This window comes from Legionella sp. ST3F1, from assembly GCF_048553315.1.
Lineage (GTDB): Bacteria > Pseudomonadota > Gammaproteobacteria > Legionellales > Legionellaceae > Tatlockia > Tatlockia donaldsonii.
Genome location: NZ_JBLZIO010000013.1, coordinates 41,963 through 58,345, shown reverse-complemented (window position 1 = coordinate 58,345; position 16,383 = coordinate 41,963). Strand labels below are relative to the sequence as shown.

The window sequence follows — 16,383 nt, the reverse complement described above, 5'->3', positions numbered from 1 at the left end:
GACTTACACACTATGAGTATAATTGTGTTAGCTAATTCATATCAAAGATGATGTAAAGATGAGGTTAAAATGTGGCGCGGATCATAGTCTTTTTTCAACTGTAGCCAATCACCATAGGCAGAGCCAAAATGAGTTTGCCAATAATTTTTGGCTAGTTTTTGCCCCAGATAACCTGAAAGATAACGCTTTCCACCTTGTTGCAAAAAATGTTCATCCAGAATAGTCATAGCCTGCAAACAGCTAGGGAGCAAAACAGGGTTCACACCCGGGTTTAAAATCATTAGCGCACAAATGTCTGTCGTATTAGGCAGCATTAAAAAACCAATACGTTTCTTATTAGCGAGTGGCACAATTTGCAGAACTGTTGCATAGTGAATAGGTAATTGCGCAAGTAATTCCTCGAGATCCTTGGATAATACAGAAGTTGGAATGAAACATTCATACCAGGGATGAAGTAAATCCCATTGTCCAGTTAATTTCATTGCTTCAAAACGAGAGTTGTGGCGATGAAGATAAGAATGGATCGATTCATCCTGAATGTGAATCGTTTTCCAGGGCTTTAAATGACTGCTAACAGCATTTAATTGGGGTGGTTTATTGTCATATTCCAGTGATACATGTAAAGCAAAAAGCCATTGGGCAAAGGGTATACGTTTGCCTTCTGCTGTTAATTTAGCACCCTGTAATGAGGGGGAGCAAAAAGCTTCAACGTAATCAGCGCCAGATTTAATATCAGCAAGATCATGAAGCCATTGATTTTTATCAAGATACACTAAAAAAAATGTTCTAACCTGTTTAAGACAAGGACGCAATTTGATACAAGCCCTGGTTATGACGGCAAAACGTCCTTGCCCGGAAAGACAGGCATGAAACAATTCAGATTGCTCATCAACCTGCGAGGTCTTACCATCAGCTGTAGTTACCTCTAAGGCTTTAACATGAGAACTGACACTCCCGAACTTAAAAGAAGAAGAACCTACTCCTCCTGCCGAAAGTACTCCGCCTATCGACAAATTACAATTATAAGGTAGCACATAAGGAATCTGTGCTTTTTTTAGAGATACCTCTACTAATGAAGACCAAGTCGCATTTGCTTCAACCCAGATACTAGCCTGCTCATGAGTTTGAACATGATTTAATTGCTCTAAATGCATAATTAAACCACCTTGCTGTGCTAAAGCCTGCCCTCCCTGACTCAAACCATTTCCGCGAACAGTCACATTTAGATTATGTTGATTAGCATAGGCTAATACAGACTCCAGTTTTTTTATTGAGGATGGAATACAAACTGCTGATGGGATAACTTGATTTAATTTACCGAAATCCTGGGCGTAAGAAACAAGCGCATGCTCATCACTGAGCATCGCTTGTCCACTCTCTTTCTCACACTGCTTTATCTGAGACATACTCCAAGGCATTGGCTGCATTTTGTTGATCCCTCTGTTTAGCCAATTCTAGTCGTTGGTTACATGCAAGAATTAATCCATCAAACATCTTGTTAAAGGCATCGTAACATCTATCAACCATCTTCAAGGCTTCACGACGTACATTGACCGGAACAGGTATCTCAAACAATTTGCGCTCCATTTCCTCTTCAAATAAGGCATGAGCTAATTCGACTTCAAGATGTGAACTCGAAAAGTACTTCAGGTTTTTATCTTCTCCAGCTTTCTTTACTTGATTAGCTACTTTCTCGAAAAACACATGCCCGGAAGATTCAAGGGTAAGCAATAAAGCAATATTTAGTATTTCATCGTCTGTCTTATAGATTTCAGACATGATTGCATAGGCTGCATCACGAGTGAGTTGTGATTCTTTACTATAAAGCCAAGCCACATCATCTTTAGTGCAGGATTTATCGTTACACAAACCACCCATGTATTTTTTATCGTGTAAAAACCATTTTTCATGTCCTGCGTCTTCGAGACGATGGTGGCGGGCAACCTTTTTCAAGTAAGGATCAGTAACCCGCTCTTCATTCAGACGTAAAATATCTTGGAAAGTCATTGCCCAAAAAGTTAATTCAGGGACAAAATAGCTGATTTCTTCTAAACTATTCAATTGAGTTAGCACTTCAAAAAAAGGATGTCCCATGAATTCTTGTTGTTTGGAATCAATATAAGTTTGTATAGTTTTCATGGTAGTTGCCTCCGAGGCACGATTAAATTGGTTGGACAATTCATGTGTTGCACACCTCATGCCAAAAAATTAATCTTTTTAGTCAAATTAAATCCAAATTAGCGTGTTTTTTTTATTTTTTGCAGGAGAAATCCTCGGAAAGCGACAAAAAAATGTCCCCGAATCTGACTTAAACGACAAAAAATTGACCCAATACGCATTAAATTTTAATGAATTTTCTCCATAAAGCTTAAATTCGCCAATTTTTTGTCATATTTTTCCATTAATCTCTCTACTTCAGACCAATCTATCTCTTCTATACACCTCGCTTTTAAACAAATTTCATCCAAAAGCTCATTTTGCAAAGCGCCATGTGCCTTCGCCTCTGCGTAGGGCGTATTAGTAAACATGACTAACACATGCTTTGAAACATAACGCTGTGGATACCGATGCATTAATTCCTGCTCCGTTTGTTTTTTTAAATTAAATTTTGCATCACGAATATCCGTTTGAATTTCATGGTAATTAGCCATTGACATCTCTGCTACAGCATCAGTATTAACCTTACGTGAATTAAAAAATGCAGGCATTACTTGCTGCCAATCATCATCGTATTGATCCAAAAGCGCAGAAAGAATACGGCAATCTTCAAAAGCACTGTTCATCCCCTGACCAAAAAAAGGCACTACTCCATGTGCTGCATCACCAATCAATAAGCAATGATCTTTAAAATACCAAGGCGCACATTTAATTGTGCTTAAATGACCCGTTGGATTGTGAGTAAATTCATTAATCAAATCCGGCATTACCTCATAGGCATCAGGGAAAGCTTCTCTAAAAAAAGAATTGATAGCGCTCTCATTATTGAGCTGAGCAAAACTATTCTTGCCTGTATTAGCCAAAAATAAGGTGCCGGTAATTGAATCATCACGATTAGGATTCCCCAGGAGCATAAATGAATCTCGAGGCCAGAGATGTAAATGCTCGGGCATAAAGTGACGAGAATGCTCTTTACTAATAGACAATTCTTTATAGCCGTGAGGTAGAAATTCCCTTGATGCAACAATAAGTTGCTCTTGCTCAAGGACTTCGCGCACTTGAGAAGCAGCTCCATCAGCACCAATCAAGATATCGTAAGGTTTGGATAAAAGACTTTTATCGGGAAGCTCGAAATACGCTATCTTGTTATAGAGATCAAGATTTACCAATTTCATATCAAAATGCAAATGGATCCCTGAAGTTTGCTCAGCTCTGTTAAGCAATAATTCATTGAGGCCGCTACGCTGAATAGCATTAATATATTCTGTGTTATCACGGCCAAAAGGCTGGTATTTTATCGCGCCATTTTGCTCGTGAATGGCTCTAGCACGCATCGGTACCATGAGCTTTTCAACTTCAGACATTAAATTCACACCCGCTAAACCAGTAATGCCACGACAAGATAAAGCCAGATTTATTGAACGCCCTCTTTCGATTTTTGAGACACGTAAATCGGCTCTCGCTTCAAACAAATCAATTTCATAACCGCGTCTGGCAAGGTACAGTGAAAGTAAGGCTCCTGCTAATCCAGAACCAATTATGGTTATGCTTCTCATCATGTCTCTCCGTTGCCTGAGTTTAGACTAATGAAGCCAGGTTTGTGCACCAGCCTTCATCCATCCAAGATTCATCATCCTTGATAAGTCCATCATTATCATAGGCAAGTGACGTTGGTTTTTTAAAATGATCCTCATATAAATTACTCTGCTTAGGCTACAATCGCATACATCCCCCTGTAGTTAAACTACCGACCAATACAGGTATTAATGCCCCTTCTATATAAAATACCCAGCAAAAATCATACCTGTCCGGTTATTTTTAGATTTTCAACGAATAAAACTAGTGGTGAATTTTTTGCAGGGATCCCTGAAGAAATAAAGACTTGTCAACTGAAATATAGCCTGAAAACGGGTAACTTAACGCTGTAATGGCAGTTAAATAAAAAGTGATAACCAAAGTCAATAGAATATGCATATATAATTGCATGCTATGCCTTCGCAAACTCAATGCGTTTAACAAAATTAATACAAACGCAACAAAAAAAATAAATACATACCAGGCAGTAGGAATAGCACTTTTTAACAGACTTAAACGATGATTACGCAATTCCATTATCGCATTTAATGCTGAAAGTATTTCACTGTAAAAAGTCTGGGTCACTGTTGTTTCAGGAGAATAACTTTGAATCAGGGTATACAAATTAGATAGTAATTGCGGGATATCAGCATCTTGTTCGCCATCTGCCATTGCAGGCCACTCTTCTTCTGCCACTTCTTTTGCATATTGCTCAATCGCTTCTTGCAATCCCTTAGCTACCGAGGCGGGAAACACTCGACTTCCTTCCCACATGATTGTTAATTTACTTCCCTCATCAACAACAACCTGTTCTGCAGTTTGGTAATTCTCCCATATCAAAAATAAGAGAAACCCTAGCAAAATACTGTACACACCATTGACTAAACCTAAGGACATACTAACTGCTTCATCAAAACGATCATCCTTCAATCGTTTTGATGGCACTATTTTCGTAGCAATCACATAGACTACAATAGCAAAGCCAACATAAATAATTGATATAAAAATATAAAATAAAGTTGGATGTAAGGTATTAACAATAGTGCGAAACATTTGCTTCCCTTGTTCATTAATCTTTGGTACCAAACTCGCATAACTTCTGTTAAAAACCCGGAAAATTTTCTAAATAATCTTTCAATGCCGCAGCTGTATTGGGTGGTTTAAAATAATACCCTTGGGCGTAATCACAACCATGCGCCACCATGAAATCCTTTTGTAATTCAGTTTCTACTCCTTCTGCTAATACCTCTAAATTCAAACTGTGACCAAGATTAATAATTGCTCGAGCAATTGCAGCATCATTTTCCTGATTGGATAGTTCACTGATAAAAGACCGATCTATTTTCAATTTATTGACGGGAAATTGTTTTAAATAGGACAAACTGGAATAACCTGTACCAAAATCATCAATCACTAAACTGGTACCCATATCTTTTAACTGGTACATCGTCTCAACAGCATGTTCAATGTCATCAACCAATAAGCTTTCCGTTAACTCTAGTTCCAGGAATTTTGCTTCCAATCCGGTCTTCGCTAAAACATCAGCGACTATTTCGGGAAGTCTGCTCTGCCGAAATTGACGACCGGAAATATTGACCGCAATCCTTAAATCCTTAAATCCTTCTTTATGCCAGCAGATCGCTTGACTACAGGCTTGTTCCAATACCCATCGACCGATATCAACAATCAGACCGTTTTCTTCGGCCATACCAATAAACTCAATAGGCGAAACCTGTCCTAAAAGATGACTATTCCAGCGCAGTAATGCTTCAAACCCAACTATGCATCGTTTTCTGAGATCAATTAGGGGTTGGTAAACGAGATAAAACTCCTTTTTTTTCATTGCATCCCGCAATGCATTTTCCAATTGCATGTGATTAATCACACGCCTATTCATTTCCGGCTCAAAGACCCGGTAATTATTTCGTCCACTGTCTTTGGCATGGTACATGGATAAATCGGCATTTTTCATCAACGATTCATAGTCAAGACCATCTTTTGGATAATAACTAATCCCAATGCTGCCAGTAATTTTTAAGCTGTGTTGATCAACTTGGAATGGCTTTTCAATAAGATGCAGAATTTCTGATGCCATTTGCTGGGCTTGTTGTTCGCTGCTTAGTTCTGGCAAAAGAATAACAAATTCATCGCCCCCTAATCGAGCAACCGTATCAAAATCATTCGTAGCAATCAGCAGACGATTGGAAACGGCCTGCAGTAATTTATCGCCCATACTATGCCCTAACGTATCGTTAGTCATTTTAAAGCGGTCTAAATCGAGGAACAGGAAAGCTAAAAGAGATTTCTTCTTCTTGGCCTGTAAAATTGCTTGCTCTACCCTATCCATCAACAACACACGGTTAGGCAATTCGGTCAAGGGATCATGCGTTGCCTGCCTGACCAATTGCTTTTCCATATCACGGCGCTGGGTGATATCATTAATAATACAGACGTAATGCCTGATTTTTCCGAAAGAATCACTGACTGGCGCAACACTTAATTCACACCAGAACATTTCACCATTGCGGCGATAACTTTCTAACTCAACGGTTTCCTCTCTTTGTTCTCTAATTGCCAGGTTAATACGCTTTTGATTAACCTGATCCGCCTTCGTTCCTTGTAAATGAGCTAAATTTTGGCCGATTGTTTGTTTTACATTATATCCAGTGATGCGTTCAAAGGCTTTATTAACATAAATAATAGGTTGATTAGGCTTGATGATATCGATAATTGCTACACCATGGCTGCTTGCCTCAATTGCGCGCTCGCGAATACGTAATTCATCTTCTGACATCATCCGCTGAGTAACATCACGAAAACTATATACTCTGCCCACAATTTCTGACCCTACACGCTGTGGCTGGGTATAACGCTCAAAAATACGACCATCCTTAAAATGTAATAGAGGTAATTCCCCTTGCCAATCGGGATTTTCATAGAGATATTGGACATCGGCTATCACCGATGCGGGATTACTTAATTGTTCCAAAATGTATTCAAAACCAATACTTTCAGTACCAGACTCAAGCATATGGGAAGGAATACGCCACATTTCAACAAATTTTTGATTCCAATCCACGACCTGGCCTTTCCCATTAACCATCATGATGCCATCGGCAGTAGATTCCAAGGTTGCCCGTAACAAAGACAGGGATTTTTCCATCTCAATGTTTTTCTCAAGTATTTCGCTTGTTTCGATTTTAATATTATTAGAAAGAGGGGCATTAATTGAGCGCTGAAATTCTGGCTGCGTGTGGTACCATTTTTCCAGTAGAGAGGATAACTCCGGCGTCAGCGAAGGAATACCTAACTCTTCACAGACATTCGTTAAAGATGGCTCCTTGCCGCGTCGTTTGACTGTTTCGGCAGCAGAAGCAACTTTTTCATAATCTATTTCTTGCCTAGGCATGAATCCCTCACTAAAATAGTCCTCATTCGCGTGGGTGATTAAGCATACAATCCTTAGCTAACTTCATGATTCAACACAGTTCATTATGAATATTATATACTGCTCCTGTGCTTTTTGCCCGTAGGCTTAACTCAAAGAAGGAATTTTTAATGGCCTCCACTCACTTTGACACCCGTGCAATTCATGCAGGACAAGAACCAGATCCAAGTACTGGCGCTGTGATGACACCTATTTACGCCACATCCACTTACCGGCAAAGCGCTCCCGGTATTCATCAGGGGTATGAATACTCGCGGACTCACAATCCCACGCGAGCGGCGTATGAAGGTTGTATAGCCAGTCTTGAATCAGGGCAACGTGGTTTTGCTTTTGCCTCAGGCATGGCAGCAATTAATACCGTTATCGATTTACTGGATGCAGGTGCTCATGTTATTGCAACAGATGATCTCTATGGCGGAACTTTCAGGCTCTTTGATAAGGTAAAAACACGCACTTCTGGTTTATCTTTTTCCTTTGTCGATATGTCGGATATCAAAAACATTGAGACAGCCATTCGCCCAGAAACCCGGATGATTTGGCTTGAGACTCCCTCAAACCCCATGCTACAGCTGGCTAATATACGCGAGATTGCAAAATTGGCTAAACGACGCAACCTCATTACTGTTGCCGACAATACCTTTGCCACTCCTTGGATACAACGTCCACTTGAACTTGGTTTTGACATTGTCTTACATTCCGCCACCAAATATTTGAATGGCCACTCCGATGTAATCAGCGGTGTTGTAGTAGTAGGAAATACACCCGAACTCGCTGATAAAATAGCTTTTTTACAAAATTCTTGTGGTGCAGTAGCCGGCCCCTTCGACAGTTTTTTAGTATTACGCAGCCTCAAAACTCTCTCTTTACGTATGCAAAGACATTGTGAAAATGCACTTGCACTGGCTAATTGGCTGGAAAAAAATCCTAAAGTCTCCAAGGTTATTTATCCAGGTTTGGTAAGTCACCCACAGCATTTTTTAGCCAGAGAACAGATGCATGATTTTGGCGGTATGATTTCAATGGTTATTAATGGTGATTTGGATACTGCCAAACGCTTTTTATCGCGTTGTGAATTATTTACCCTGGCGGAAAGTCTGGGGGGAGTAGAAAGCTTGATTGAACATCCTGCCATAATGACTCATGCTTCCGTGCCAGCAGAAAAGCGTAGGGCATTAGGAATAGAAGATGGGTTTATTAGACTTTCGGTTGGTATTGAACATATAGACGATTTGATCGCTGACTTAAACCACGCTCTGAGTTGATGTGTAATGGAGTATATAATGAATTTTATAAAAAAATCAGTCAATCAACTACATGCTATTTTCACAATCATTCTGTTAGCTTTTTCTACCATTATCTGCTTTATACCTATTCTTTTTCTGGGATTATTAAAGCTAGTGCCTAATCTGCGGTGGAAAACTTTCTGCACCAAGATTGTTGATCGAATCGCCATGCTCTGGAGCTCTACTAACAACGCTTATATTGATTACACTCAAAAAGTAAAATGGGAGGTAACCGGTTTAGACAATTTAAATTGTAAAAACTGGTATCTTGTGATCGCCAACCATCAAAGCTGGCTTGATATTGTTGTCCTGCAGCGTCTTTTTAATCGAAAAATACCCGTTTTAAAATTTTTTATTAAAGATCAACTTAAATGGATACCGCTGTTGGGCTTCTCGTGGTGGGCAATGGGTTGCCCTTTTATGAAACGTTATTCAAAAGATTATCTGGCCAAAAAACCTCACAAAAAGGGTAAAGATATCCAGGCAACCCGCAAAGCCATCAAATTATTCAGGCATACACCAGCAACTATAATGAGTTTTGTAGAAGGTACACGCTTCACCCCCCAGAAAAACAGGCAACAAAAATCACCTTATCAGCATCTCTTGAAACCCAAAGCTGGTGGCATTGGTTTTGTGATTAGTACTATGGGCCAACAATTTAATAGTATCCTGGATGTAACTATTATTTATTCCTCCAAGAATCATTCCCTATGGGATTTTCTGTGTCGCAGAGTCAATGCAATCAAAGTACATATTCGCCAATTGCCAATTCCCAAACAATTTGCTAACCCCAATTTAGTTGATGACGATAAGACACAAACTGAATTCAGAAATTGGTTGAATGCTAGCTGGCTTGAGAAAGATAAGCTCATCACCAGTTTAAAATTCAAATAAGGAAGAAAAAGCACCTTAGAGACATGGCATAACACAACGATATGCCATGTCTTATTTACCTTTTCGTCAAGTTGTTAAACAGAAAGTGGTTGTTTTAAGATGAGTGATAAAAACTCAAATACCACGTCACAAAACGAGAAACTCCCTCACGAAAATCAATTTTGGGTAAATAACCAAGCTCATTTTGTAAACGGCAAGTATCAGCGTGCGTTGATAAAACATCACCATCCTGCATCGGTAAAAATTCTTTAATGGCTTTTTTACCCGTTGCCTGCTCAATGGCTTGAATATAATCCAATAAATTGACTGGTTTGCCGCAACCTATATTATATATTTTGTAGGGCGCATCACTACTAGCTGCATCAGGCTGTGCTGCTAGCCAATTGGGATTGGCTGCCGCAGGTTTATCAATTGCCAATGATACGCCAGCAATAATATCATCAATATAGGTAAAATCTCGTTGCATCTGACCGTGGTTATAAACTTTTATTGCCTTGCCAGCCAGAATATCTCGGGTGAAAGAAAAGAAAGCCATATCAGGTCTGCCCCAAGGACCATAAACTGTAAAAAAGCGCAAACCCGTTGTTGGCAAATGGTAGAGGTGCGAATAAGAATGGGCTATAAGTTCATTCGCTTTTTTAGTTGCAGCATAAATCGTTAATGGATGATTGACCGCATCACTTTCGCTGAAAGGCTGAGTAGTATTTGCACCATACACAGAACTTGTTGACGCATAAACCAAATGCTCGACCTGGTGATGCCGACAAGCTTCCACAATGTTAGTAAAACCGATTACATTTGACTGCACATAAGCATGAGGATTGGTTAACGAATAACGCACTCCAGCTTGTGCGGCTAGATTCACAACCCGCTGTGGCTTATGGCTGATAAAAATCTCATTTACTTTTTGCGCATCACTAATATCAGCATGGTAAAATTGAAAATTAGCATAAGCTTGCAATTGCTCCAATCGAGCATGTTTGAGACGCACATCGTAATAATCGTTAAGATTATCGATAGCAATAACAGAATTACCTTGTTCCAAACGAAGTTTAGCCAAATGAAAACCGATAAAACCAGCCGCACCTGTGATTAATAACCGCATTCTTACTTCCTTTATAAAAAATACGTCGGAAGTATAATCGCTCTGTTACTATCTGCAAATCTGATTATATCTCGGTCAACAGCCCCCTCCCCCTATAGCACATCATCTTACTATTCAAACTTCTTCCACAAGCGAAAGGTTTTGAGTACCTAATAACGATTAGAAAATTGTTTTCACACAACCCCTCACAACTTTAATTTGATTGGGTATACTAACGATCATTTCATTATCAGAGTATTTTGATGAACTCATTACAAAGCATTATCGAGCAGGGATTCGAGGAACGGCATGAATTATCTCCCGCAACCGCATCAAGAGAATTAATGGCTGCGGTGGATAAGGTCATTTCTGAGCTTGATAAAGGAAATTATCGGGTTGCCGAAAAAATTGATGGTGAGTGGATTGTTCACCAATGGCTTAAAAAAGCCGTTTTATTATCCTTTAAACTGTACCCCAATCAAATCATTGATGGGGGTTTTTGTCAGTTTTATGATAAAGTCCCCCTTAAATTTGCAGATTATAGTACTGCAGAATTCAGCCAAACCGGCGTACGCGTGGTACCTCACGCCATGATAAGACGTGGTGCTTTTATTGGTAAACATACGGTGCTGATGCCTTCTTATGTCAATATAGGAGCTTATATTGATGAAGGCGTTATGATTGATACCTGGGCAACAGTAGGTTCATGTGCCCAAATCGGTAAAAACGTACATCTTTCAGGCGGTGCAGGAATAGGTGGTGTTTTAGAGCCCTTGCAGGCTAATCCTACTATTATTGAAGATAATTGTTTTATTGGTGCTCGCTCAGAGGTGGTAGAAGGGGTTATTGTTGAGCGAGATTCAGTTTTATCGATGGGTGTTTTCTTAGGTCAAAGCACCAAAATATACAACCGCCTGACTGGCACCGTAAGTTATGGTCGTATACCAGCAGGTTCTGTTGTTGTTTCTGGCAGCATGCCTAGTGACGATGGGTCTCATAGTCTCTACTGTGCCGTCATTGTCAAACAGGTTGATGAAAAAACCCGAGCTAAAGTGAGCATCAATGAGTTATTAAGAGATATAAAATAATGAATGACATTCAGGCTCTGCTTGCCAAACTTGTCAGTTTTGCATCAGTAACACCCTTTGATGCTGGTTGCCAAGACTACATGATTGATTTTTTCAAACAATATGGATTTGAATGCCAGCGCTTTGATAGCCCTCCTGTCGCTAATTTTTTTGCCCGTCTGGGCTCCCAGGCCCCATTACTTATATTTGCCGGTCATACTGATGTAGTACCCGTGGGCGAACAAAGCAAATGGGAAACAGATCCCTTTACCCTGCAAGAAAAAAATGGCCTGCTTTATGGCCGTGGCAGTGCCGACATGAAGGGTAGTCTTGCAACAATGATGGCCATGGCCTCAGAATTTGTGCAAAAAAATCCTCATTTCAACGGTAGCCTTGGATTTTTAATTACTAGTGGTGAAGAAGGAGATGATTTTGCTCATGGCACTCCCTATGTTATGGCTGAATTGAAAAAACTGGGTATTCATCCTGATTTCTGCGTCATTGGTGAACCCTCCAGTAGTGAGCTGGTTGGCGACGTTATCAAAATTGGTCGCCGTGGTTCCCTTACCGGCAAATTAGTTCTGCAGGGAAAACAGGGACATGTTGCTTACCCTCATTTGGCAGTAAACCCTATCCATAGCTTAAGTCCCGCCCTAGCCGAATTAACTACTATCCAATGGGATGAAGGTAATCAACATTTCCCCCCTACTTCCTTACAAATTACGTCTATTCACGCTGGTGGACAAGCGAACAATATTATTCCAGGTGAATTGGCAATGCACTTTAATTTTCGCTTTTCAACAGAGCAAACTGCCGCCACTTTGAAAGCAGCGGTCAATGCCTGCTTTAAACGGCATGAACTTAACCCAATCATTGAGTGGCAATTAAATGGCGAACCTTTTTTAACGTCACAAGGTAAATTGCTGGAAAGTAGTCTAAAAGCTATAAAAACGATTACTGACAGACAGCCTGAATTGTCAACGAGTGGAGGTACCTCAGACGGCCGCTTTATTGCGCCTTATGGGGTGGAGGTCATTGAGTTAGGCCCTGTCAATGCCACGATTCACCAAGTTAATGAATGTGTTTCTCTCGAGGACTTAGAAACACTTAAGAAAATTTATTATTCAATCTGCGAGCAGCTTTTAATTGTTAATAAGTAAAAATAAGTAAAGCTTAGCCCCTAATGGACTTACTTAAGGAAAACTGCAGTCATTACGAACGCAGTGAAACCCAGCCGTAAGTACCATTAAGCTTGGCCCCGGAGGTATAACCTCTGTTTCAATAAAAGGAATTATTATGAAGTTTCATAAGTTACTGACTCTTATTACGGTACTACTATTCCCGATGCTTTCTCTTGCAGAAAAGCCAGGGTTTATTATTAAAGCCATTGCAAAAACACCAAAATTCATTATCGATAAACAAATAATTCAAACAAAATACATGGTTTTAAATAATACCGCCTCCCCTCTCATTCATAATCGCTTAGTCCCTTTCTCTTCAGGGATACAACAGATTACTACTGGAAAAGGAACTTGCCAAAGTACATTTGACTTGGACCCTGGTGCCAGTTGTACGCTCATTCTTGAAATAAACGCAGCAACTATGAAAAATAATACCATTCAAGGGGGCCCCCAAGTTTGTCAAACATCTGCTCAGTCAACTCATTGCTCTGTCATCTCTTCCCAAGATGAGATTTCTATTAGAAGAAATGAGGATATTGATGCCATCTTAAATAAACCTCTCTACAAAAACTCCACTTGGGGACTACAGGTTATTGAGCAAGAAACCGGTGATTTATTAATCAATTTAAGACCACATGATAATTTTTATATCGGTTCCATTCGTAAACTTTTTTCAATTGGAGAGTTACTCAACCAATTAGGTGCAGATTATAAATTTCATACCCCTGTTAACTATCAAGGAACCCTAGACAGCAAAGGAGTATTAACTGGAAATCTGATTCTTGTCGCATCAGGTGATTTAACAATGGGTGGACGCACTCTGCTTGATGGTACGATTGCTCTTTCAGATTTTGATCATAACGAAGCGAACTCTCTTGGCAATGCCATTCTTACCAAGCCTGATCCACTCGCAGGTTATAAAAAATTGGCGAAACAGGTTTATGATTTTGGAATACGGCGAATTAATGGGAATGTTATTATTGATGATAGACTTTTCACCCCTTTCAATTTCCGCGATGAATTTAATGTTAGTGCGATTTTTGTCAATGATGACGTTGTTGATGTCACAATAAATCCCAGCTCCGTTGGTAATTTTGCTTCCGTTAACTGGAGACCCGTATCAGAAGCGTTTACTATTCAGTCCCATCTTAAAACAACAGCGGCGGGCACCCAGGAAACATACAAACTCAGTCCGGAATTACCTGGATGTATAGGCAAAAACCCTTGCCAAGGCCAGATTAGCGGCAATATCCCGATTAATTTTTTACCTCCTTTAACCGAAAAATTACCTCTTGTGCAAACATTTAGGATAGTTGAACCAGGCAATTATGCCCGCACTGTTTTTATTGAAGCCCTGAAACAAGCCGGTATTACTGTTAATGCACCTGTAGTGGGCATCAATCCGACTCCTGCAAGTGGTACTTCCATGCCAATCACTTCGCTGATCTCATTACCCTATTCTGAATACGCCAAATTCATTCTTAAAGTAAGTTATAATATCGGTGCAGATACAAGTTTAGTTCTCTTTGGGCTTACTCAAAATGTAAAGAATATGGCTGATGCGTTATTCGTTGAAAAAAATCTCTTAACGTCCCAATACCATCTTCCTGCTAAGGAATTTTATTTTATTGATGGTAGTGGTGGTGGACAAACAACTGCGACTAACTTTGTGGTCACAAAATGGTTACAAATAATGAGTACACTTCCTGTTTTTCAAGCCTATTTTGACGCACTACCTATTCTTGGCATTGATGGATCGCTAGCAACTGTGACTGCATTTCAAAAAAACCCATCTCTAAAAGGAGCAACAGGGCAAGTGCGCGCAAAAACTGGAACCTATGCTGAGGGCACTTCTCAGGGATTAATCCTAAAAGGCCAAGGGTTTGCGGGCTATATAACAACTAAAAGTGGAAGGAAACTTATTTATCAACTCGTGGTAAATAATGTCCCACTACAGACTATTGATGAGATATTAAACGTCTTTGAGGATGAAGGTACCCTATCAGCCATACTCTGGCGGGACCTCTAGGGACTGCTTCCTTTTACCATCTTGAGCGAAAGCGTTAATTCCCAGCGCTTCGCGGCTCATTTGCTCTCATGTGAACCATGCTGCGATGTTCCAGTTTTCAAAGAAGCCTGTTACCAAATATAAGGGATATGGCGCTAAGGTATCTTCATATAAGCGCTATATTCTTCCAACTCTTTTCGTAGTGTTTGCTCCTCTAATCATCGAATTTTTCATAAGCCCCGACTAAAAATCAGTCCTGTTAGATAAATAATTTTGATCGATCGGAAGAGACCTTGGTGGCCATACCACCAAGGAGAATAGATACAGATTTAATTTATTGCGGAATCAGACTGAGCCCACAACATTAATTTGATCTGCGCCGGGTACAATGATTTCTTTATCTTGCTTAACCTTTTCATCAACAACTTTGGCGACACAGGAATCAGACCAAACATTCAGTGCAGTCTCCAACATGTCGATTAAACTGTAGAAAGGTAAAATAATGCCCATTAAAGTAATCGGCACATTCATACTTGCCAGTAAGCTGGCACTAAGAAAAAAGCATCCCATTGGGACACCGGCATTACCAATAGCTGCTATCGTTGCAATAACCACCCATAAAGCCATCATGGCTAAAGAAACCTCTATCCCATGATTTTGCATCAGATAAATGACCGTAGTGAAGATAAACGCAGCACAGCCATTCATATTCAGACTCGTGCAAAGTGGTAATACAAAACGACTTACTTCTGGTTTAACATGCAAATTTTTCTCAGCAGTTTCCATTGTCACTGGTAAAGTACCAACGGACGATTTAGAAAAGAAAGCGACCGACAAGGCAGGTAACATCCCTTTAAAGGCGGCAAAAGGTTTAATACCCTGTGATTTTAGCCACAAGGGTAGAATCACAAATCCTTGAACTAAATTGGCAAGGACGATTATCAACAGATATTCGCCAATTCCTTTAATCGCCATCCCGTCCCGCAATTGCACGACAGTCGTCGTAATAAATCCATAAAGACCTAAAGGAATAATGGTAATGACCCAATTGGTTATCACCATAAATAGCCCGTGCGCGCCTCGGAAAAATTGCGTAATCGTTTGTCTGGCCTCCGGCTCAGGAATAAATCGGATTGCTACCCCAATCACAATCCCAATTAATAAAACACCCATCACCTGATGCTCTAAGAAAGGCGAAAAAATAGTCGAAGGAATCAAATTGGCAATATGTTGGAAATAACCAAGTTGACTTGTTGTTTGCGGCTCACTGACAGCCTGTTTAATAGCCCCAACCATGCTAGGATGAATGAGCAGATATAACATGCAACTCACTGCTGCCGCAATGATCGTAGTACCTAAGGTGTAGCACATTGCACGTCGCCAAATAGTACGCATAACACCGTCAGCACGATAATTCGACAGCGTAACAATAATGGACAAGGCAATAATTGGTAAGCTGATGCATTTAAAAATTTTTATAAATACATCAGCAATAAACAAACCAAAGGTTTTTAGCAAAGAAATGTCGGAGTATCCACTGACAATACCAAGAAGAATCATGACAGTGTATAAAAAAGGTGTACTAAGCCATCTTTTTTTCTGGGAATGTTGGGCGCACATGAAAAAATACCTTATAAAATAATTAATTAAAGATTTACTAACTTAAAAAGAGGATTAGCAACAACA

The 16,383-nt window shown here is 39.9% G+C and carries 12 protein-coding genes; 5 read left to right on the top strand and 7 right to left on the bottom strand.

Annotation, left to right across the window (positions count from 1 at the left end; translation table 11 throughout):
- Positions 1-41: 41 nt before the first annotated feature.
- The 5 genes from ACN4Z1_RS10180 to ACN4Z1_RS10160 form a co-directional block, all read right to left on the bottom strand.
- Entirely contained in the window at positions 42-1,427 is a 1,386-nt protein-coding gene (locus ACN4Z1_RS10180; protein WP_228364561.1) for an FAD-binding protein, read from the bottom strand.
- On the bottom strand, positions 1,384-2,139 hold the full coding sequence (locus ACN4Z1_RS10175; RefSeq protein WP_115222718.1) for a hypothetical protein: 756 nt from the start codon (positions 2,137-2,139) through the stop codon (positions 1,384-1,386). The genes ACN4Z1_RS10180 and ACN4Z1_RS10175 overlap by 44 nt, the downstream gene beginning before the upstream one ends.
- A 206-nt stretch (positions 2,140-2,345) precedes the next feature.
- Positions 2,346-3,713 carry an FAD-dependent oxidoreductase gene (locus ACN4Z1_RS10170; RefSeq protein ID WP_370634629.1) on the bottom strand — a complete coding sequence of 456 codons (1,368 nt, stop codon included), beginning with the start codon at positions 3,711-3,713 and terminating at the stop codon, positions 2,346-2,348.
- 283 nt (positions 3,714-3,996) lie between these two features.
- Entirely contained in the window at positions 3,997-4,785 is a 789-nt protein-coding gene (locus ACN4Z1_RS10165; RefSeq protein WP_228364558.1) for a DUF4239 domain-containing protein, read from the bottom strand.
- Positions 4,786-4,834: 49 nt separating this feature from the next.
- On the bottom strand, positions 4,835-7,141 hold the full coding sequence (locus tag ACN4Z1_RS10160) for a bifunctional diguanylate cyclase/phosphodiesterase (RefSeq protein WP_228364556.1): 2,307 nt from the start codon (positions 7,139-7,141) through the stop codon (positions 4,835-4,837).
- 149 nt (positions 7,142-7,290) lie between these two features.
- Between ACN4Z1_RS10160 and ACN4Z1_RS10155 the strand changes: the two genes are divergently transcribed.
- Together ACN4Z1_RS10155 and ACN4Z1_RS10150 are read left to right on the top strand one after the other, a co-directional pair.
- Positions 7,291-8,442, top strand: coding sequence for a trans-sulfuration enzyme family protein (locus tag ACN4Z1_RS10155; protein ID WP_228364555.1), 1,152 nt, complete (start codon positions 7,291-7,293; stop codon positions 8,440-8,442).
- An 18-nt stretch (positions 8,443-8,460) separates the two neighbouring features.
- A complete protein-coding gene (locus tag ACN4Z1_RS10150) occupies positions 8,461-9,357 on the top strand; it encodes an acyltransferase (RefSeq protein WP_228364553.1) in 897 nt (298 codons plus the stop codon).
- Between the two features lie 94 nt (positions 9,358-9,451).
- On the opposite strand, the gene ACN4Z1_RS10145 is transcribed toward ACN4Z1_RS10150, so the two are convergent.
- Positions 9,452-10,462, bottom strand: coding sequence for an NAD-dependent epimerase (locus ACN4Z1_RS10145; RefSeq protein WP_228364552.1), 1,011 nt, complete (start codon positions 10,460-10,462; stop codon positions 9,452-9,454).
- A gap of 242 nt (positions 10,463-10,704) precedes the next feature.
- On the opposite strand from ACN4Z1_RS10145, the gene dapD reads away from it, so the two are divergent.
- From dapD to ACN4Z1_RS10130, 3 genes are all read left to right on the top strand, one after another.
- A complete protein-coding gene (dapD, locus tag ACN4Z1_RS10140; protein WP_228364551.1) occupies positions 10,705-11,529 on the top strand; it encodes a 2,3,4,5-tetrahydropyridine-2,6-dicarboxylate N-succinyltransferase in 825 nt (274 codons plus the stop codon).
- A complete protein-coding gene (dapE, locus tag ACN4Z1_RS10135; protein ID WP_228364549.1) occupies positions 11,529-12,668 on the top strand; it encodes a succinyl-diaminopimelate desuccinylase in 1,140 nt (379 codons plus the stop codon). The genes dapD and dapE overlap by 1 nt, the downstream gene beginning before the upstream one ends.
- A 136-nt stretch (positions 12,669-12,804) precedes the next feature.
- Positions 12,805-14,718: a D-alanyl-D-alanine carboxypeptidase/D-alanyl-D-alanine-endopeptidase gene (locus ACN4Z1_RS10130; protein WP_228364547.1), complete on the top strand. Its 1,914-nt coding sequence runs from the start codon at positions 12,805-12,807 to the stop codon at positions 14,716-14,718.
- Positions 14,719-15,042: 324 nt separating this feature from the next.
- Here ACN4Z1_RS10130 and ACN4Z1_RS10125 read toward each other — a convergent pair whose 3' ends face one another.
- A complete protein-coding gene (locus ACN4Z1_RS10125) occupies positions 15,043-16,317 on the bottom strand; it encodes a dicarboxylate/amino acid:cation symporter (RefSeq protein WP_419388261.1) in 1,275 nt (424 codons plus the stop codon).
- Positions 16,318-16,383 lie beyond the last annotated feature (66 nt).

What these genes read in the sequence shown, in the direction of transcription:
- ACN4Z1_RS10180 (WP_228364561.1), bottom strand. Translation starts at nt 1,427, where the DNA reads ATGCAGCCAATGCCTTGGAGTATGTCTCAGATAAAGCAGTGTGAGAAA.
- ACN4Z1_RS10175 (WP_115222718.1), bottom strand. Translation starts at nt 2,139, where the DNA reads ATGAAAACTATACAAACTTATATTGATTCCAAACAACAAGAATTCATG.
- ACN4Z1_RS10170 (WP_370634629.1), bottom strand. Translation starts at nt 3,713, where the DNA reads ATGAGAAGCATAACCATAATTGGTTCTGGATTAGCAGGAGCCTTACTT.
- ACN4Z1_RS10165 (WP_228364558.1), bottom strand. Translation starts at nt 4,785, where the DNA reads ATGTTTCGCACTATTGTTAATACCTTACATCCAACTTTATTTTATATT.
- ACN4Z1_RS10160 (WP_228364556.1), bottom strand. Translation starts at nt 7,141, where the DNA reads ATGCCTAGGCAAGAAATAGATTATGAAAAAGTTGCTTCTGCTGCCGAA.
- ACN4Z1_RS10155 (WP_228364555.1), top strand. Translation starts at nt 7,291, where the DNA reads ATGGCCTCCACTCACTTTGACACCCGTGCAATTCATGCAGGACAAGAA.
- ACN4Z1_RS10150 (WP_228364553.1), top strand. Translation starts at nt 8,461, where the DNA reads ATGAATTTTATAAAAAAATCAGTCAATCAACTACATGCTATTTTCACA.
- ACN4Z1_RS10145 (WP_228364552.1), bottom strand. Translation starts at nt 10,462, where the DNA reads ATGCGGTTATTAATCACAGGTGCGGCTGGTTTTATCGGTTTTCATTTG.
- dapD (WP_228364551.1), top strand. Translation starts at nt 10,705, where the DNA reads ATGAACTCATTACAAAGCATTATCGAGCAGGGATTCGAGGAACGGCAT.
- dapE (WP_228364549.1), top strand. Translation starts at nt 11,529, where the DNA reads ATGAATGACATTCAGGCTCTGCTTGCCAAACTTGTCAGTTTTGCATCA.
- ACN4Z1_RS10130 (WP_228364547.1), top strand. Translation starts at nt 12,805, where the DNA reads ATGAAGTTTCATAAGTTACTGACTCTTATTACGGTACTACTATTCCCG.
- ACN4Z1_RS10125 (WP_419388261.1), bottom strand. Translation starts at nt 16,317, where the DNA reads ATGTGCGCCCAACATTCCCAGAAAAAAAGATGGCTTAGTACACCTTTT.